Raw genomic sequence first — 20,280 nt, 5'->3', positions numbered from 1 at the left:
GCAGATCAGGCGGTGAAGCCACCGTCTGCAACGATATCCGCGCCGGTCACGAACGCCGCTTCCGGGCTTGCGAGATAGGCGACGACGCTGGCGACCTCGTAGTCCTTGCCGTAGCGGCCGATCGCCATGCCGGGGCCGACGATCTTCGAGACCGGGCCGCCATCGGGGTTCATGTCGGTGTCAGTCGGGCCGGGATGGACGGTGTTGACGGTGATGCCCTTCGGCCCGAGGTCACGCACCAGGCTGCGGTTGAAGCCGGCAACAGCGCCCTTGGTCAGTGTATAGAGCGAGGCCGTCGGGAAAGCGGCATAGCGGGTCATGGACGAGCCGATGTGGACGATGCGCCCACCCGACTTCATGCGACGCGCTGCTTCCTGCGTGGCAACGAAGACGCCAGTGACGTTGACGGCGATCATCCGCTCGTAGTCCTCGAACTTGATCTCGTCGATCGGCCCGCCAAGCGCGATGCCGGCATTGTTGACGAGGATGTCGAGGGAACCGAAGGTTTCTTCGGTTTTTGCGACTGCGCCACGGACGGCGGCCGGATCGCCGGCATCGGCCTGAATGGCAATGGCGCGGCCACCGGCTGCTTCGATTTCTGTCACCACAGCGGCCGCCTTGTCCGGCGAGGCGCTATAGGTGATGGCGACAGCCGCGCCATCGGCAGCGAGACGCTTTGCAATTGCTGCGCCGATCGAGCGCGAACCGCCGGTAACGAGAGCAGTTTTACCGGTCAGGGAGAGAGTGTTCGACATGGAATGTTCCTTTCAAGTGTTGCAGGGGTTGGAGAGCCACCGGATGTCCGTGTGACCCATTTGGAAAGTTCAGTTCTGTTGTTTGATTTGAGCCATCAGCCCGGCGCCGTCGGCGACGGTCCAGTGGTCGGTGATCTGGCCGTTTCGGACCCGCATCATGTCCATGACGTTGAAGCGGGTGGCGCGTCCGGTCGCGGCGATCTCCATGAAGGGACCCAGGTGCGTGCCGCGATATGTCTTGTAGGTGCTGACGAGATCGCCTTCGGCAATCTGGAAATGCACCTCGGCATTCCAGTCTGGAAAGGCGGCGCGGAACGTCCGGTAGATTTCTCGCGTGCCGTTACGGTCAGGCCGGGCATCGCCAAATGGTGTGTGGTCGACATAATCCCGTGCGAACAGCCGTTCGAACAGATCGAAGTCGCCATCGCACTGAACGCCTTCGAGCAACTGACGGATGACGGCCTTGTTGGCGCCAGGATCGTCCTGCACGGCAGCCACGGCGGGAACGGGAAGTGCTGTAGCGATCAGGCCGGCGATCAGGGTACGGCGGCCGACATCCATATTGTCGATGACTTGTGTTTTGTTAGTCGAGAGCGTCATGGCCGTTCACTCCGGTTCGGTTTCGATGGAGTGAATATCGCTTGCAATTTCCCTTTCGATTAGTGGTAATCTTCTGTCATTGGTTTCAATGAATGCTTGAAGGTTGATATGGAAACACTGGCCAACCTGGAATCCTTCGTTCGCAGCGCCGAGCTTGGCGGCTTTTCCGTGGCGGCGCGGCGGCTCGGGCTGACGCCTGCGGCGGTCAGCCGCAACGTTGCGGCGCTGGAAGGAAATCTCGGCGTTCGCCTGTTTCAGCGCTCGACGCGCAGCCTCACGCTTACCGAGCCCGGTGAGCGGTTCCTCATATCGATCCGCGACAGTCTGGAGAGTTTGCAGGGCGCGATTGCCGAAGCGTCGGCGGATCAGGAGGAACCGGCAGGCACGCTAAAGGTCAGCATGAGCCCGACCTTCGGAATCGGTTACATTTTGCCCCTCCTGCCCGAATTCTCGCGACGCTTTCCGAAGGTGCGCCCCGAATGGATGTTCGAGAACCGGCAGATTGACCTGATCGCCGAGAGTTATGATGTGGCAATCGGGGGAGGTTTCGAACTGACGGCGGGTGTGATTTCACGCGCGCTCGCTCCGGCGCATATCATCGCGGTCGCCTCGCCCTCCTATATGGCGGGCAAGGTGCCGCCGCACGATCCTTCGGCGCTGCTGGAGCTTGATGGCATCGTCATGCGCTCGTTGCGCACGGGCCGCATCCGCCAATGGCAGATGCGCGATGCAGCAGGAGCGGAAGAGCCTGCACGGCTTCGGCAAACGGTGGTGGTCAATGACCCTGCCGCAATGCGCATGGCGGCGCTGGTCGGCATGGGGGTGACGATGATCGCCAAGCCCGACGCGTTGCCCTGTCTGGAAAGCGGGGAACTGATCCGGGTTCTGCCCCACTGGTATGCCGATGCTGGGCCGATCTCGATCTACTACGCCAACCGGACGCTTCTGCCGCTCAAGACCCGTGTGTTCGTCGATTTCGTCGTGGAAGCCTTCCAGCGGGAAAAATGGCCGGAACGCTTTGCCGGAAGCCTTGGATAGCCAAGGGAAGTTTGGGCTTTAGAAGAAGCCTGGGCTTGTCGCAAACTATCAAGTAGGCTGAGGTGATCCTGTGAGCCGTTGCATTTTCATGCTTCGTTAACCCTTTGCAGGCCGAAGAGACGCGCGAGCAGATCGCTCTGATCGTTGATGGTCCAATCGCCGGTAAAGCCAAAGCCTTTCCTGAGCCAGAGTATCGCTTCGAATCCGGCAATGGTTCGACGTGTCGTGTTGAAGGATTGGAAGCCGCCGATCTTGGGCATGTTTTTCTCCACCTGAAAATGGTCGCTCTCAATACCTTGCTGCAAATGCTTGGTGACATAATGGACCGGGTTGGGATGCAAAAGCCCATCATCGACGACAGTCTTGATCGTTGACGGAAACGTGTTTGCGCCATTGGTACCGATCTTCCGTGGCGATAACAGAGGCTCGTCCCTGAGCATCTTTCGAAAGAACCGCTTCGCGGCATCAAGATCGCGCGTTGCGGTGAGCAGGAAGTCGATCGGGTTTCCATGCTTGTCGATGGCGCGGTACAGGTAACGCCAATTGCCCCTAATCTTGACGTAAGTCTCGTCAACTCGAATTGAACCACAATGCGGTTTGCGGAACCGGCCCAGCCGCTTCCCGATGACAGGTGCATAGGCGAGGAACCAGCGATTAATGGTGCTGTGGTCGACCTCGAAGCCGCGCTCGCGGAACATTTCTTCCAGATCGCGGTAGCTCAACGGATAGCGCAGATACCAGGTCACCGCCTGAACGATCAGCCAGGCTTCGAAGTGGCGTCCTTTGAAATCGTTCTTCGACTGGTGCTTCAACTTCTCTGCTATGGAATTCGGAATCATGGCCACGCTCCGCTACACGGGGAGCGAAATTTCTCCAGGGTTGGTCAACATGCTGTTAACTACAAAAATTTGCGACAGGCCCCTCATGGGTCTACCATCTGGTTCTCTTTCACCTTCGCGTGAAGTTACATCGGTCCATCATTCCTCACGAAATGCTTTCATTACCTGATCTGTAAATGGCTTCGTTAGGTAAGACCACGCTGAGCGCTCAGCCGTGTGGACGAAAACCTCAATTGGCATGCCCGGCATAAGCTTGAGATCTCTAATGACTTCCTGTTGGTCAATCATATCAACTGTCGCCAAATAATAGGGTTGACCGTTCGTCTTATCTATCACGGTTGCTGCTGCGACGAATTCGACAATTCCGAAAACCTCTGGAGTCGTTGCGCTGTTAAATGCGGTCAGTCTCATTCTGGCGGCCTGTCCTGGTGCTACTCGATCGATATCTGCCGGCGCGATCCGGAATTCGACCTTCATGTCATCAGTCTTGGGAACGACCGACATTATAGTTGCGCCTGCGCCTATAACGCCGTTGATCGTATGTATCTGCAGATCATAGACAAACCCATCGACGGGCGCACGAACTTCCATGCGTGAAAGACGGTCATATGCGGCGATTTCGCGCTCCCCCAGTTCGGCGAGCTTGGATTCGATTGAGACAATCTCTTTTTGAGTTTCGGATCGTGTTGTCTGGTCAATGGAGAGAAGCTTGATGCGCAACTCGCTGATCTCTCCTTCAGCCTCGGCCACACGGGCTGCCACTTCGCCGCTGGTCCCATCGATGCGGGCTACCTGCTTCTGGAGCTCGCGAAATTCCGATAACTTGATTAATCCGCCTTTGGCGAGCCTCTCGCTGACGCCGATCTCTTCGGTAATTATCTTCTTTTCAACGTCGTTTGCTTTCCGCTGCGAAATCAGTCCATCAATCTGGTCTTCGAGTTGGGATATTTGCATTTCCAGTTGCTGTTTCTGGTTCAGGATCATGCGGCGGTTTTCCTGAAACAGCTTCGTTTCGTTACGCGCAAGCTCGGGGACGATAGAGCCGTCGGAAAATGAAATGGTGTCCTTACCGTCACGTTCCGCCTCCAGCCGGATTTTCATCGCTCGCAACTGCGATAGCTGGCTTCGGATGATGGTCAATTCTACTCGAGTCTGAGTTTCATCAAAGCGCAGAAGCACGTCACCAGCCTTCACTGTGTCTCCATTGGCCACGGGAATGTCAGCGACAATCCCGCCGTCACGGTGCTGAATGGTTTTGACCTGATCTGGCACGACAAGCTGCCCCTGCGCAACAACCGCACCGGCAAGTTTGGCCTGAACCGCCCATCCGCCGACTCCGAACACGAGGAGAGCCGCCAGAATGCCTGACACGACGATACGTGGCGCGATGCCGAAGGATTGTGCTTCTGGCGTGAATTGTTTTCTTGTATTTTTTTGTTCGCGCGTCATGTCCCTAAGCTCCCTTATGTGGCTTTTCGCCTTATTCTAGTTACGTCCTTGCCAGGCCTGCGTCGTCATCACGAGCCGCGAGAATGAAATCATCTTCAGTCAACGCCTGGTGGCTGTAGATCAGCAACTCGAGATCGTCCTGTTCTCCCGCAAGATCAATGACGGCGCGAACGACGGCAGTCTCGCCGTCCGCAAACTCGCTGTAGAGTCGGATGCGCCGGACATCCTGTTGGTCATTGATCTCACCCATGATTCGGTCGAACATCAGCCCACCGATTTCATCTGCGAGATCAGACAAATCAATCCGATCGCCGATCTGGAAGTCGAGAATTTTGTCCCTTCCTTGGCCATCGTTTAAGACGGCCTCCACCGAGCGGAAAATGAAGACGTCGTTGCCTGCGCCGCCGGTCAGGAAATTAATGTCCGAATTGGCTACCAGCACGTCGTTGCCGAGCCCTGCAATGGCGGCTTCGAAGCCCTCCAGTTGATCAGTCCCGATTTCGACGCCTGTAGCCGTTCCTTCTTCGAGATCGATAATAACTGCTGTGATTGTCGCAGAAACGTCGTAGGTATCTATGCCATCACCACCGGAATACTGATCATTGCCATCGTCTGATCCACTGCTTGTGAAGAGAACGACCACAGTGTCATCGCCAGCGTCACCACTGACGGTATCGTTGCCTTTGCCCGCAGTAAGGTGATCGTCGCCAGCTCCTCCAACCAAGAGATTATCCTCGTCATTGCCGTTCAACGTGTCGTTTCCACTGCCGCCAATAGCTGCTTCAAATCCGTCGATGTGGTCTGTCCCAATCTGCGAACCCGATGCAGTTTTGGCTGCAAGGTCAATTTCGACAGCCTTTGAAGCAGAGGACGCATCGTAAGTGTCGAAACCGTCACCGCCTGAATATGTGTCGTCACCGTCGTTGACGGCGGGAAGCTGCGCTGCTGCTCGCGCCTCCTCGGCTCCGGGACCGATGACGATGATGTCGTTGCCGGCGCCTGCAATTACCGCGTCGTGCCCAAGACCACTCGAAAACATGTCATTGCCATTACCTCCGTCGAGCAAGTCATCGCCCGCATCGCCGGAAAGGGTATCGTCGCCTTCGTCTCCGAACAGATGATCGTTGCCGGCTCCGCCACTGGCCATGTCATCACCATCACCGCCGGCCACGACGTCGTCACCTTCCTCGCCATACATTTCGTCATTGCCCACACCACCAAAGATGACGTCGTCACCCCCACCACCGGAAATCCGGTCGTGGCCGCCCTCGCCATAGATCGTGTCGTTTCCACTGCCCCCCATCAGGGTGTCGTCGCCGTTGCCACCGTAAATAACGTCGTTGCTCTCGCGACCGTAGACGAAGTCATTTCCGTCAAGTGCCGCTATCACGTCATCTCCGGGCGTACCCAACAAGATGTCATCCTTATCGGTACCTTCGACTGGATGCGGCGCTGCTTTAACGAGGTCCAGCATTGCCGTCGCCGACACAGAACCAATTCCGTCGCTGACGCTATAGGAGAAGGTGACTTCGCCGATGTACCCGCGGTCGGGCGTGTAGAGCCAGATACCCTCGCCATAGGTCTGTATGATGCCGGAAGAAACCTGAAGGTTTCGAACTGACAAAGTGTCGTCATCTGCGTCGGTTGCGGCCGACGCCAGGTTGTCGAGAAGGATGAGCGCTGAAAGGTTCATCAGGCCGCTTCCAAGAAACACCCGTCCAGCCACAACCGGCAATCGATTTGGACGTGCGTTGCCTGCCGGAGGAGTGCTTTCCCCGGCGGCCGGTCCGTCATGGTCTCTCGGATTTTCATCTGGATCTGCACGAGGCGCTTCGGGCTCACTGGCGTTTTCGCTCCGCTGGTCTTTCGCGTGCCAGATGATCGGAGTCTCGTTGCCAAGCACGCCGAGTGTTGTCAGGGGTGCGAAATATCCGTTGATCCGATGGTTGTCGTTTGCGGACAGTGACTGCAGTAGCGACCGAAAGGAGTGATTATCAAGGTTCAGGTCGGCCCTTGCATGGAAGGAGGAGGGAAACGTAGTGGTTTCAGCCAAAAACCTTACCTTGCGTTCGGCATTGCCGGCTTCCTCGGCGACCTGGCGGAGATACGCGGCGACCTCTTCAATAATGTCGATGTTCGTAGAAGCCTCGTTCGAACGCGTTTCCGTTTCGGCCACTGGACCTTGAACAAGGGGGGCAAGCGGGGCATTTGGTCCGTCTACTTGCGTTTCGGAACGGAGCTTTCCAAAAAAAGCGCCGATCGCGGCAAGAGCGACGGCCGGGTTCATTATGCTCCAGTAGCGCGGGACCGGTTTGTCGTGAAGTTCAAAGCGGTTTTTTGGCGCTATGGAGGCTGCCACGTCAGGCAGTCCCAGAACAAGTTTATCTTCCATTGTCTGTTCTCCTCCTGTTGCTTCTGAGCGTTGCAAAGGAACAAGTCTATTCTGCTGCCAGAGTATTGCCGGACGATGCCTGCATGCGTGTGTGTTCCGAACGAAGCAGTTGCGGTTGTGGCCCTTTCACAATTTCGTCCTTCGGACCGAACGCCACGAGTTTTCCGCTCTGGACAACGCCGACCATGTCAACGGATTGCAGGGCGCTTGGGCGGTGGGCGACAACCACCACGATCCCGCCGCGACAGCGAACTGCGGCAATCGCTTTCATCAGTGCCTCTTCACCTTCGGCGTCAAGGTTGGAGTTGGGCTCGTCCAGTACCACCAGGAACGGGCTGCCATACAATGCCCGCGCAAGGCCAATGCGCTGGCGTTGACCAGCCGAAAGTGACATGCCATTTGGTCCCAGGTCTGTTTGGTAGCCGTTCGGCAGACGAACGATCATATCGTGGATGCCTGCCGCCCTTGCAGCCTGCAGAATCGTATGTGCCTCCGGTGTTTCGGCAAAACGTGAAATATTCTCGGCGATTGTTCCGTCCATCAAGCAGACATCCTGCGGCAGGTAGCCGACATGTTCGCAGAAGAAGCTTGAAGGCCATTGCTTGAGATCCGCGCCGTCGATACGCACTGAACCGCGTAGTGTCGGCCAGATGCCGAGAATGGATCGGGCAAGGGTCGTCTTCCCGCCGCCGCTCGGACCGATCAGGGCGAGCGCCTGGCCAGCCTTCAGCTCGAAGCTTACGTCACTCAACAGGACTGCGCCGCTGTGTGGCGCGACCGTCGTAATACCTTCAATCGTGAGAGTTTCCTTCGGCGCAGGAAGATTCAAAAGTCCGGTCTTTTCGTCCAGAACGGCCAGTGTTTCCTTAAGACGAGCATGACTGCGCCGGGCCGAAACCATTCCCTTCCATTGCGCGATCGCTTGATCCACCGGTGCGAGGGCGCGTGCGGTCACGATCGAAGAGGCAATAATGGAGCCGGCCGACAATTCCCCCTTGATTGTAAGGTAGGCGCCAAGACCGAGAATCGCTGACTGCAACATCATCCGCAGAACCTTGGACAGGCCTGAGAACGTTCCGGAGATATCGGAGGTCCTGGTTTGCGTATCCAGGTGACGTCGGTTGGCACGCTCGAAACGGCTCACAGCACGATCGGCAATGCCCATTGAGTGCATGATATCGCTGTTTCGAGCGTTGGAATCGATGACTGCATTTCGCAGTACAGTTGATTTCAGCATCTCTTTGGCGTGACGCCGTGTCAGAAGTTCCGTGCAAAGCGTCAAAAGGCCAAGCACAACGGCCCCGCCAACGGTCAACATGCCAAGCATTGGGTGCAAGAGCCAAACGAACACCAGGTAGATGGGCATCCAGGGCAAATCGAAAAGCGCAATCAGGCCGGGACTTGCCAGGAATCCGCGGATCGTATCGACATCGCGGCCACGCTCCGTCGCTTCAGACGTGGAATAACCATAGCGCGGCATATCGATGACGACTTTGTGGGCCAGCGGGGCCAGTTGTGTATCGAGTCTCGCGCCAAGCCGAACCAGGATCTGTGAGCGCAGAATATCGAACAGCCCTTGGAAAAGATAAAGGCCGATTGCAAGGCCTGACAACGCGACAAGCGTCGACACGCTTCCGCTGGTCAGCGCACGATCATAGATCTGGAGCATGTAGAAGGCGCCGGTCAGGGCCAGAATATTGATGATGCCGGACAGACCAAAGACGAACATCATCAAGCCACCCATGCCATTTATCTGGCTTTCTTTTTTGTTGCAGGTGCCACTCATCTGAAAGTCCCCCTGGAAACTTTGCCGAGATTCGGCGTTAAGTCCGCGGCATGTCCGGAGTGATCGCGTTGACCCAAGACATCCCATTTCACTTGCAACGCCGGTGCCAGTACTCACCGGCGTTGGGATTTTGAAGCTAACGGGAGGCGCTGCCTCCGTTCGTTCGCGGTTGCTCAGGAAACCCCGGAGAAGTCACTGTTGGTCAGGTGGTGCTTTCCGGAAACGGCCAGTTCGAAGTCAGCATTCCCGTCTGCATCGGTATGACCACGAATGACCGTGAAGTCCTCTCCGTCACGAACTTCGTGCGTAATCGCAATTCCCCCCGTCGCAGTCAGCGATGCTGGACTGTTGATCGTAAAGGTCTGCTTGCCCGAAGAGCCCGTGTTGGCGTCGATTGCCGCGAAGTCGATCTTGTCGCCAGGCTGGAAACCGTAGATTGAGTCGCCATTGGCTGCACTTGTCGTTGTAAACTGGAAGGTGTCGTTGCCAAGACCGCCATCCATCACGTTCGCCGCATTCGAAGCAGTGATCACATCATGGCCGGAGCCGCCCACGAAGTTCTCGAAGCTGTAGAACGCGTCGTTTCCTGTCGTTGCGCTAATGACGGTGCCGTGTCCCATAAGGCCCGTGCCTAGATTTACGGTCAGATTTGACGTGGAGACGGAGTAATCGAGCGTATCCTTGCCGCCATCGCCCCAATACCGGTCATTGCCGTCGCCGGCTGTTGCAAGAACGATATCGTCCCCGTCGCCACCCCAGGCCTGGTCGTCACCCGCACCACCTTCGATGGTGTCGTTGCCGGAATCTCCGAAGAGAAGATCCGCCCCGCTATTTCCGAAGAGCACATCGTGGCCGGCGCCGCCATGCAGTTCGTCGTCGCCGCTGCCACCGCTCGCAACATCGTTGTCCGCAGCTGCAACTATGACGTCGTCACCGTCTTCGCCCCTCAGAATGTCGGACCCTGCTTCCCCGGAAAGGATGTCAGAACCGCCGCCCGCGAGGATCGTATCGTCGCCGCCCTGGCCGGCGAGCACTTCACCAGACGCTGTACCGATCAGTGCAACGGCTGCGATCGGGATCGAGACAATCGGTCCGTCGTCATCGTCGTCTTCGTGCGAGCAGCTGTCATCATCGCCCTCCTCGCCGTTGCCATCATCACCGTCCTCTTCGTCGTCGCCGTTGCCGTCGTCATCATCGTCATCATCGTCGTCGTTGTTTTCCTCCTCGTTGTCTTCGACGCGTGGCGAGAAGATATCTTCTTCAAGATTGGTCAGGCCGGTGTTCCGGGCGATGATGTCGGCAAACTCCTGACCGTCGATGAAGTTTTCATAGAAATCGAAATCGTCGAAACGCTCTGTGTAGTAGAAGCGGTCAGCTTCCTGCAGGCGATCGAACTGCTCCTGCAATACGACCCAGAATGTCTGTCCGACCATGCCGCCATTGATGTGTTTCTCGGCAAGTCCTCCGACCCAAAGATCGACACGGTCGATCCCCTTGACCACACCAGTCCCATTGGATTGCATTACAATCTCGATATCAGGATTGATTTCGCGAAAAGCTGCGATTTCGCCGGCTTCCAGAACGAGGTCCGGATAAGCCTGCCGGAACTGGGTGATTACGGTATCGGAAAGGCCGTTGCGGCTCTGGAAGTCGTCCCAGGATGTGTAGGCCGTCATTGCTCCTGCATAACCCAGCGCTTCTGCAACATAAGGGTCGGTGGATGCTGCGAGGTCCATGCGAACCTGATTGAGCGTTCCAAGTCCGACGTCCCAGCCTCGGGCAACATTGAAGGCAAACAGGTCCGCGTTGATACGGACGAGGTCGTTTCGCACGGCATCGACAATGTTGAAATCGACTGCTTCAGCGGGTTGTGTCGCGATACCTCCAAGGATCGCACTCACACCAAGTTGCTCGTAGCCTTCCTGCGGCACGTATCCGAACTGCGCAAGTGTGCTGAGCGGCAGCTTGAAGGCAGATGGATCATTGGTGGGGTTCAGGAAGGCATCGAACAATGCTACCTGGGTGGGGTTTCCATCTGCGTCAAGCACCGTCATGGTCTGGCCGATCAGCGAGTGGCCGACCCGGTAGACAGCCGCGGCGAATTCATGACTGATCGCAGCTGTGGCATTCGGATTGTATTCCGAAAAACCATGATCCCCATCTCCCCTGATCCCGCCGATCAGCTTGTCCGCAAACTCAGTGAAGACAACACGCTGATATTCGGCTTCATTGATCATCTTGGCGGCCTGGAACAGTTCCTCGGCTGTTCCATCAAAACCGGCCGCCTCAAGGCCTGCCACATGAAAATTGTGGTTTCGGGCCCAGATGGTGTGCATTGAAGTAAGGGCAAAGTTCTCGTTTGCCCGGCCATCGCCTGCCACGTAGTGATCGAGCAGGCTGATATAAGGGTTGGTGTCGAGAAGCAGTGCGTGCGTGCTACCCATGAAGTCCGAAGCAAGCCCGGAAACCATGGCTTCGTTGACGACGCCTGCCGCTACGAGACCCGGAAAGTAGGAGCGGAAGCTCACCTGACCGCCTGCGAGAGTGGGCGAGTGGAAAACGGTGTCGTTCTCCCAGTGATGCAGGATGAGATCACGCAGCGTCGGCATCAGCTTGAAGTTGGGGTTGGATGGATCCGCACCGCCCTGAAGCAGATGTGACCCGAGACCGCCCGATCCATCGCCCTCGCGCAGGAACTGGCCAACCAGATCATTGGAGCCGTAAGCCTGGTTCTGATCGACGAAAGGCGATGTCTTGTTTATGTGCTGTGGAACGCCATCGTCATAATAGGCGACGGTTGCGCGCGTCAGGTCAGCCGGATTGCCAGAGCCGGGTGCGCCGTTGCCAGCAGCGCCGATCTGGATCGTGCCATTTCCACCTTTGCCGAGAAAATCAAGGCCGTGGTCGAAGTACTGCCCGAACGCCATGAAGAAGATGTTGGCATCGGCCTTTGGAAGGCTTGCTTCCTGTGCCCCTAGAATATTGCTGATGTTGCGGGGATCGAGTCCGGCAAAAATCGGATTGATCGCGGAATTTCCAAAGTCGTCCGGTTCCCCGTAGTGAGATTGGGTGATGCGGATGAATGGCGTATCCACAGCGCCTGCCTCGGGATCTGCAGCGTTGTTACCATGACCTGACAGGGTGCGGACACCCGTTGGAACAGGGTCGTCGGAACCGTCCGGTGATAGGCCATTTACGAGCGCCTTGATGCCAGCGAGGTCACTCGGAGTGTATTCGAAGTGACCGGAAATATCATCACCGTCCTCGCCCGAAGTGGCTTCCTGGAAATGGGGCACGACGCTACCGGTAAAGGTTATCGAATGAGCCCCATTTGAGAAGGATTTCGTCCCGTTGCCATTATCGACGAGAGTATAGCTGGAAAGCTGCTGGCCTGGTGCCAGTTCGACCACGTCTTGTGGGCGCAGGGTTCCAACGATCGTATCGTCACCGCCATTGCTGCGGAACAGGATACGATGTGCTGACATCAACCCGGAAATGTTGACAGTCTCGTCGTCCGCTCCACCATTGATGGTGATCGTGTTGAAGCTGAGATTGGTCGGAGAAAAGTCGCCGATTGCCAAGACTGTATCGTTTCCCGCCCCGGTGTTGATGACGATTTCCTCGATGTCGGTCAGCTCTGCAATAATCGCGCCGTTGGTGGTGCCATTGCGCGTAATGACGATTTCCGTTGCCGTGGCGATCCCTGTCATTCCTGCGCTGACTGCTGCTGCGCGGGTATAGACACGATAGGTCTCGGCAAGTGCGGAGCCGTTGACAACAAAAGAGTCTCCGTCGAGGCCCTCAGCGCCGCCGTTCACGCTGTCCCGACCATCGGGTAACAGCCCCAGGAGGCTCGCGCTCCAGTTAATAACGTCGTCACCGCCCAAGGCGTTGATCGTGTCATTCCCGCGGTTTCCGGTAATGATATCCGCGCCTGCCGTACCAGTGATGACGGTGCCGACGTTGCTGGCGCTAATGACGTCGCCGACCACTTCGGTAGCCGGAGAAACGACTTGCTCAGCAGAGCCGAACCCATCGGTGAAGCTGACGACCACGCGCACCTGTTGGCCAACCTGAGGCTGCTGGGGAGTAAAGTTTGCCGAGTTAGCCCCAACATTTGCCCAGGTCGTGCCGTTGGTCGATGTCTGCCACTGGAAACTGAATGTTCCAAGGCCGTTTTCATCGGCGATACCGGAGGTATCCGCAGTCAATGTCTGTGTCTCGGTGGGCGATGTGTCGCTGATAACCGGTGCACCGGTCGCCGCCCTGTTCACAAGGGCGACCTCGACGCCGTCGGAAAATCGCGCGGCTTCAATGTTCCGCAGGGTATCGACACCGTCCGACACGAGATTTCGTTCGGTCAACGGATCCACAACATTGCTGACGGTGTTATGGGTGACCGTGAAACTGCCGTCAACATTTCTGACAATCGTGTAGTTTGCACGAACATCGTTGAACTCTGCGGTATCAGTACCGGCGAGGGGTGTTGTCGATGAGACAATCTCTCGCACGATATGCAATTGGCTTGGCACGATGGTACGGGAGATCATCAATTCAAAGAGCGACTTTCCAGCCCAGGCTGGATTCTCATCTTCGGTAAAGACATGTTTCAGGCTGTCCACCGTTGCAATCTGATTACCGTCCGAGTTTTCGGCGCCGACAGGCGTGATGCGAATACGAACGTTGAGCCATGCGTCGCCATCGAGGAAGTCATCTCCACCATTGCCCCGCAGCGAGTCACTTCCTGCTCCACCGAGGAGAATGTTGCCCCGGTCGAAGGCAGTGATCGTTTCGGGATCAACATCAGCCGGAGCCGCTGCGATGAGGTTGCCAAGAAGCGTGCGCAGGCCCTCAATGCGATCTACGCCTGCCTGCGTCAAACCATCCTTGAAGAAGATGCCCTCTGTCGTGGCAACCGTATCGCCAGGCGCCAAGTCACCAAAGACCCGGTCGTCGCCAAGCAAGGTGTCATTGTAATTCCAGCCGGAAAGTGCTTCTGTTTTGTCGAACCGGTTGCGAAGGATATCTTCCTGTTCTGTGGTGAAAATCGGGATACGCATATCTGCGTAGGCGTTCATCTTCACGTCTTTGAATATTGCCCAGTCGAAGCCGAACATGCCCTCATTGCGCATGACGCTTTCGCCTTGAACCATAATGTCGTCGCCGGATTCCGCGTCGAAATCGTGTTCTTCATTGCCGGCAAACATGACGTCGTGACCGACGATCGACGAATTGAAGAACAGCTCGGAGTTGTCGCCAGCCGTGGTGTCGAAGCCGCCGCCCGCCTCCATCCAGTCGTCGCCTTCATTGCCCATGAGAAGATCGACGCCGTCACCGCCAAGGATGAAGTCATCACCATCACCGCCGAACACTTCCGTGTCGTCGACGCCGACAAAGACGACGTCCTTGCCAGTTCCGCCCATGACGATATCCATGCCGTTCGAATTGGCGATTACGTCGTCGCCTTCATCACCCTTCACAAAGTCGCCGGTATCGCCAGAGTCAGTGATGATATCGTTGCCTGCGCCGCCATTGACGAGATCGACCCCAGCACCGCTTTCGATGCGGTCGTCGCCTGCGTCGCCCCAGATACCGTCGTCGCCGAAATCGGTAATGATGGTATCGTTGCCTATGGTGCCGCCGACCACGGTATGTTCACCACCAGTGAAGCGAAGATAGTGTCCTGTAGCACCGCTTTGATCGACGCTGGTGTCAGCGACACTTTCGTCAACATCGGCAGTGGTCAAATCGTCACGCTGGACCTTACCGAGACCAAGAGCGGCCATGATCGGATCGTCCCCGACTGGGTCGTCGCCGACCTGGTTTGCCTTGTTGATCTCGAGGACGAAATCGTAATCGGCAAAGACGTCGACGCCTAGGTGGCGGGCGATGACATCGTCGGCGGTGCCTCTGATGCCGTCGGCGCCAGGCTGGGCGATATCAGTATTCGCCATGATCATCTTGGCGAACGAGTTCTGCTCCAGCATGTTGAGGAAATTCTGGCCCTGTGTACGGGTCAGATAATAGAACCTGTCGCCATCCTGCAGATTTTCGAGTTGCATTTCGAAGATCGCATTGAATGTCGATCCGAGCATGCCACCAAAGGGCATCTTCTTTTCCGCAAGGCCGCCAATCCAAAGATCGATCAGGTTGAGGCCCGTTTCCACGCCCGCCCATGTCCCTGTGCTCGTGAGATAGGAAACGCGGTCCGCAGGGGCACCATCGCCGCCCATGACGAGCGCTGTCGCAGCCGCCCGCTTGCCGGCCAACGTGGTCTCGCCAGTAATCGTTCCATGTGTGCCATAGGCCGCGATGAAGTTGATGACGGAGGCCGAGTTCTTGAGATTGGCGGCGAAATCAACCCAGTTGTCATAGGGTTTGAGGAAGGTGGAGCCGCTTGCCGCATAAAGTTGTGCACGGGCGTCGTTGAGTGAAGGCACGCCCGTATCGCGACCGCGAGCGATGTTGATCGCACCGAGATCCAGCGGCAGGCCAAGCAGGTTGTTGCGCAGGGAACTGACGATGAATTCGTCGATTTCATTGCCGTGCTCGACGACCATGCCACGTACGATGGCTCCGGCTGCCTGATCGGCACTGATGGTGCTGTTGAGAGCAAATGCCACAGGATTGAGGAAGGCCTCGATGAGGTTCAGCTCAGGCTCGGTCGCTGCCGTTTCCGTACCATCGGCGTTCAGGAAAACGCGTGGCATCCCGTCGGTCAGCATGGAGTGCCCGAAGCGATAGACCGTATGGGCAAACTCGGCAAAGATTGACGAATTGACATCCGTTACCGAATTGAAAACAAAGACGTCAATCGCCGGCTGAATCTTGCGTGCGAACTCTTCGAAGACAAGGTGCTGATACTGCATTTCTGTGGCGAACCGGGCTGCCTGGAACATGCGCTCGCCGTCCCAGTTCAGTCCTTGCGCATAAGCGAGCTGATCAATCGCCGGAAGGTTTTCAAAGCCGGCTGGAAGGCCGCTGATATCCGTTGCCAGCCATTCGTTGATGAAGGCGACATCGCCGCTTTGCAGGATCGTCAGTTTCTGGGAATCGACCTGACGATTGTGCTCGGAGTGGAAAATGTGATGAACAGCAGTCAGTCCGATGTTCTCGTTACCGCGTCCATCACCCGTAATGAAATGACGCTCCAGCAACTCGTTGTCATAGACACCGGATGCAAGAGGCCCACTGTTGACAACATCATCTGCGTCCGCAGTTTTCAACGCACCCGTTTGGCTGTTGAAGGGGTTGGCGTTGTGCGCGATGTCGTCCAGGAAGGCATGGCCGGTGCGCAGCGCCAGCGACGCGAATGTGTTGACAGGTGCCGAGGGTGTACCTGAAACGACGGCATCGTCGGCAGTGTTTGGAATACCGTCTGCACCGATACCCGTTACAACCTGCGCATAGCCCGTCAAAGGATGGGGAATGAAATTGCCGTATTGGTCGGTGCGGATCAGAGGCAGGTTGACGACGTCAGCATCACTTAACTGGATGCCGAGGAATTGCAGGGCGTTGGCCTTGATGTCTGCCCATGTTGGAAGGCCACCATGTGTTCCGGCGGGAGAACCGGCTGGGGGCGGGCCATCAAGCAAACGACCTGTCGCGACAGTGACGCCTCCGATTGTTGCGTATTCACGCAGGAAAACCTGATGGGATGGATGTGAGGTGTAAGTCTGGTTTTGGTCCACGAACGGAGTTGTGGTGTTGCGGGCTTCGTGATGTGTGTCATCAGCCGTTCCAAGTACACCGTCTGCACCGGGGCCATCAACAGGGTCTGCTCTGGTGATAACCATGAAGCGCAAGCTTGGGGGCAAGTCGTCGGCTGTTCCAGGAAGCCCGTCAGCGCCGAGCACCAATGGATCGTCGCCCTGTAGCGGGATGAATACCGAGCCGTTGTTGCCCTTGCTGATCAGGTCAAGACCATGGTCGAAGAACTGGCCAAAAAATGTCATCCACGCATTGAACGGGGCCGAGAGGCCTTCGTCAGGTGCAATGTTCGGGATTGAAGCAAGGTCGGCATTGGTGAGGTACACACCGTTAGTGCCAAGAGGTTGTCCGGGTGCCACGGGCACCATGCCGGGGTTGGCCTCTTCCCATGCCGCTACCGCCAGAGGATTGTTGAACCAGGCTGATACAGCAGCCGGGTTGTTGATGCTCATGTCGGAAATCAGGTTCGAGATGATGCGCGGGTCTGCGTCCGCGACGTTGCCTGTATGACCGCCATTTGATGGGGAAGGCGTGCCGACGACGCTGTAATCGGTGTTCGTCACCACGGCGGGGCCTCCAAGCGACATCGTGTCGCCATCGGCATCGTTGCGGAAATTCGGATCAAGCGCACGCGGCATGGCCTGATCGGCGGCCCCCCAGAGTTCGCGGCCTGCCACGATGTTGTTGTAGGTGCCATCAACGGTACGAAGACCGACCGGCACATGCGGGTCGGGAATGGCGCGAGGCGTTGCCGGGTTGCCAAGGTAGAGACCTGTAACTGCATCGTATTGTGACCGGTCGGAAATCACCGTTCCATCAGGGTTGAGGCGGATTTCAGTGAGCGGAACGCCTGAGGCGTGGACTTCCGCGACCTTGATCTGGTGAAGCACAAACGCCAGATCAGCCTGGTTGAGTGTAAAAGCAGCCATTTTCCCCTCCGAAGCGCTTAAGCGCTAAAACGCCGTTACATTGGATGGAGGCTTTGAATGTTTCCGACTGGCCACCAGGCACAATCACAATCTCCTCCATTCGCTCGGAGGGAGATTCCCCTAGCCTTCATGATCTCAGGTTGCATGAAACGCTTGCGTAAGAACACTTCACATGGTCCAGTTCTTTCAGGCCCATTGGTCCCAACAGTTCATCGGACCTTGGTCTGGTGGTCCTCAGCCCAAGGGTGACGTGATCTTGCGAAATTCCGAATTTTAAGTTAAATTGCTGAAATAATTATATAATCGTAGCAGAGTATGCCTGCCTGAATCTTGTCGAAGCTTAAATCCGGGACCTTTCGGTCTCTCATGAATGCGAGTTCGACGAGGTTTGTGCATCGAACATCAGCAGGTTGGGACATGAGACATTCGCTGTCTGACGATACTGGTGAAGAAGCAAAATCGCATAGTGGATCTCCTGGAAAATGGAGATCGTCCTTGCGACGTTTGACAGACTGGTTCCGGGATCTGCATCTTTCGACACAATTCATGATCCTGATGTCACCGATCGTGATTGTGTTGATGTCGTGCCTTACGTTCTGGGCTGCCGATCGGGTTGAACGCGCCATGCTCGCTGGAGCTGGCGGGGTTGGAGCTCTTTATCTCGAAACCTTTGTTTCTCCCCTTATCAAGGAGGCTGATCTCCACAAGGACACGATTGACCCTGTCCTGGTCTCGCACCTCGAAAACCTGCTCGGCACAGGGCCTATCGGTCAGCACGTTCGCACGATCAAACTTTGGCGGGCCGATGGCAGTATATTCTATGCGACAAACGATCAAAAAATCGACCATCCAAGAGTGTTCGATGAGTTGAGGTCGGCCTTGTCAGGTGAGATCGTTGTATCCCGTACGGAGGTGGAGAAACATGTTTATACCGGCGAGGAAAAGCAGAACCTTCTGTTAGAGGTCTACGCGCCCCTTCTTCGTGACCGGAATGGCAAGGTCATTCTCGTTGGAGAGTTTTACGAAGAACCGAATTATTTGATCGCTGAGCTTCGCTCTGCGCGGCGCGGAACATTCCTGATTGTGGCCGGCGTGGCTTTGCCAATGCTTGGATTGTTGTATCTCATGGCACTAACAGCAAGCCGGCTGATTGCCCGTCAAAAGCGAGCGATCGAGGCGAACCTCCTGAACGCCCTGGATCTGTGGGAGCAAAACGACAAGCTGAGGAAAGCAGCAGACTATGCCAGACTCGAAGCCGGCAAGCTGAATGAGAAGATACTCGACCAGATTGGCAACGATCTGCATGATGGCCCAGTGCAGGTTCTCACCCTTATAAGTCTTCGCCTGAGCGATATGATTGCAGAGCAGCGCTTAAGCGGAAGGAAGGTCAACCCTGATCTTGAAAAGCTGTTGAATTTCGTCTCAGGCGTTCTTGCGGATCTGCGCAAAATCTCCGCCGGCCTCTCATTGCCTGAACTTGACGAACTCAGCTTAAGTGAAACAATAAAGCTCGCCGTGGCACGCTACAGGGATCTCACAGCGTTTCCCGTTGAGATGGACGGCCTGATACCGCACGAGATGTACCAACCCCACCTGAATGTCTGTGTCTATCGCTTTATTCAGGAAGGGTTGATGAATGCATTCCGACACGCGGCCAATAACAGGCAGAGGGTACGATACCGCATCCACGATAACAAACTCATTATCGTGGTGGCTGATGTGGGGGAGCGTGTTGTGCGTCCAGATCAAAATGCGGCAGCCCGAGTGAAACTTGGTTTGACCAGTCAGAAGCGACGTGTAAGGTCATTTGGCGGGAAAATGCGGATATTCAGGCGCGCGGCGGGAACAATCATTGTCGCAGTTTTGCCCATCAATCAGCTTTCGTCGGACGAGATGATCTAGCGGCCGTCTGGCGCAGAGGCTGTGGAAATTTTGGGCGTCATCCTAGTTGAAGAGATCGCGTGGCCCACCGATTTTTTGTGCGGCGAGAACGGCCTCGACACGATTTCGTACGTCGAGCTTCTGCATCAGGATCGTCATGTAATGTTTGACCGTTTTTTCGCTTATGTCGAGACTTCTGGCTATTTCACGATTTGTCTGCCCTCTCATGAGGTAGGAGACAATCTGTTCTTCGCGAACGCTTAAGCGCTTCTGCTGTATAGCTTTCTGTCTCGCCTCTGCCGCTTTCATCGACATGATGACCCTCGTTGCGAAGCCTGGCGTCATATATGTCTCGCCGTTGTGCGCGGCAATAATTGCGTCGTGAAGGTCTGTTGAACTGCTTCCTTTAAGTACGTAACCGGAAACGCCACAATTGAGAGCTTTGATCGCTGTCTCGATACTGGAGGTCGCCGTGAAGATTACGACCTTGGTTCCCGGCATTGTCTGAACAATCACCTCAATCGCCGCCATCGAGTCGCCGGGCATGCTGAGATCAACGACGATGACGTCAGGCGAAAGCTGTTCAGTGATTTTGATTGCATCTACAGCGTTGTGGCCCTGACCAACAATTTTGAGATCTTTTTTGTTCGAGTAAAGACTTACAAGCCCTTCAAGAAGAATAGGGTGATCGTCCACAAACGCGACGGATACAGGTACGCTGACAGGTGATGACATTGATGCCGCCTCACACTTATTTTGACTGAGAAGATACCACAATAGAATCGGTGTAAACAACTCGCTATAAGTGAATATATTTACGGAAAAGCGAGGCTAAAGTATTACTGCCGGATTAATCATTTCGTGTTATTTGATGGCAATTCCGTGGAATTGCGTGTCAGCG

The 20,280-nt window shown here is 56.1% G+C and carries 10 protein-coding genes; 2 read left to right on the top strand and 8 right to left on the bottom strand.

Translation table 11 applies throughout. The annotated features are described in order from the left end of the window. Window positions 1-5 precede the first annotated feature (5 nt). Together AC5I5B_RS24320 and AC5I5B_RS24315 are read right to left on the bottom strand one after the other, a co-directional pair. A complete protein-coding gene (locus AC5I5B_RS24320) occupies window positions 6-755 on the bottom strand; it encodes a 3-oxoacyl-ACP reductase family protein (RefSeq protein WP_174055188.1) in 750 nt (249 codons plus the stop codon). Between the two features lie 69 nt (window positions 756-824). Next, window positions 825-1,355: an ester cyclase gene (locus AC5I5B_RS24315; protein ID WP_211379253.1), complete on the bottom strand. Its 531-nt coding sequence runs from the start codon at window positions 1,353-1,355 to the stop codon at window positions 825-827. 108 nt (window positions 1,356-1,463) lie between these two features. On the opposite strand from AC5I5B_RS24315, the gene AC5I5B_RS24310 reads away from it, so the two are divergent. After that, window positions 1,464-2,393 (top strand): LysR family transcriptional regulator, encoded by a 930-nt coding sequence (locus tag AC5I5B_RS24310; RefSeq protein WP_174055187.1) that lies wholly within the window; start codon window positions 1,464-1,466, stop codon window positions 2,391-2,393. An 86-nt stretch (window positions 2,394-2,479) separates the two neighbouring features. Here AC5I5B_RS24310 and AC5I5B_RS24305 read toward each other — a convergent pair whose 3' ends face one another. From AC5I5B_RS24305 to AC5I5B_RS24285, 5 genes are all read right to left on the bottom strand, one after another. Next, a complete protein-coding gene (locus AC5I5B_RS24305; protein ID WP_035261843.1) occupies window positions 2,480-3,232 on the bottom strand; it encodes an IS6 family transposase in 753 nt (250 codons plus the stop codon). 138 nt (window positions 3,233-3,370) lie between these two features. Beyond that, window positions 3,371-4,681, bottom strand: a complete 1,311-nt coding sequence (locus AC5I5B_RS24300; RefSeq protein WP_035261845.1) for an HlyD family type I secretion periplasmic adaptor subunit — start codon at window positions 4,679-4,681, stop codon at window positions 3,371-3,373. A 40-nt stretch (window positions 4,682-4,721) separates the two neighbouring features. After that, a complete protein-coding gene (locus AC5I5B_RS24295) occupies window positions 4,722-7,073 on the bottom strand; it encodes a calcium-binding protein (RefSeq protein ID WP_174055186.1) in 2,352 nt (783 codons plus the stop codon). Window positions 7,074-7,119: 46 nt separating this feature from the next. Continuing rightward, the gene (locus AC5I5B_RS24290) at window positions 7,120-8,859 is read right to left on the bottom strand and encodes a type I secretion system permease/ATPase (protein ID WP_175281076.1); all 1,740 of its coding nucleotides are present in this window, start codon (window positions 8,857-8,859) and stop codon (window positions 7,120-7,122) included. 173 nt (window positions 8,860-9,032) lie between these two features. After that, complete coding sequence (locus AC5I5B_RS24285; RefSeq protein WP_174055184.1) at window positions 9,033-17,498, bottom strand: peroxidase family protein; 8,466 nt, start codon at window positions 17,496-17,498, stop codon at window positions 9,033-9,035. A 495-nt stretch (window positions 17,499-17,993) separates the two neighbouring features. On the opposite strand from AC5I5B_RS24285, the gene AC5I5B_RS24280 reads away from it, so the two are divergent. Next, complete coding sequence (locus tag AC5I5B_RS24280) at window positions 17,994-19,400, top strand: sensor histidine kinase (protein ID WP_080850795.1); 1,407 nt, start codon at window positions 17,994-17,996, stop codon at window positions 19,398-19,400. Window positions 19,401-19,442: 42 nt separating this feature from the next. Here the strand turns inward: AC5I5B_RS24280 and AC5I5B_RS24275 are convergent, their stop codons facing one another. Beyond that, on the bottom strand, window positions 19,443-20,114 hold the full coding sequence (locus AC5I5B_RS24275; RefSeq protein WP_035262602.1) for a response regulator: 672 nt from the start codon (window positions 20,112-20,114) through the stop codon (window positions 19,443-19,445). Between the last annotated feature and the right edge of the window lie 166 nt (window positions 20,115-20,280).

This window comes from Agrobacterium sp. (assembly GCF_059499945.1).
Note: the sequence above shows the minus strand (reverse complement) of the source record. Positions and strands in the feature narration are given on the sequence as shown.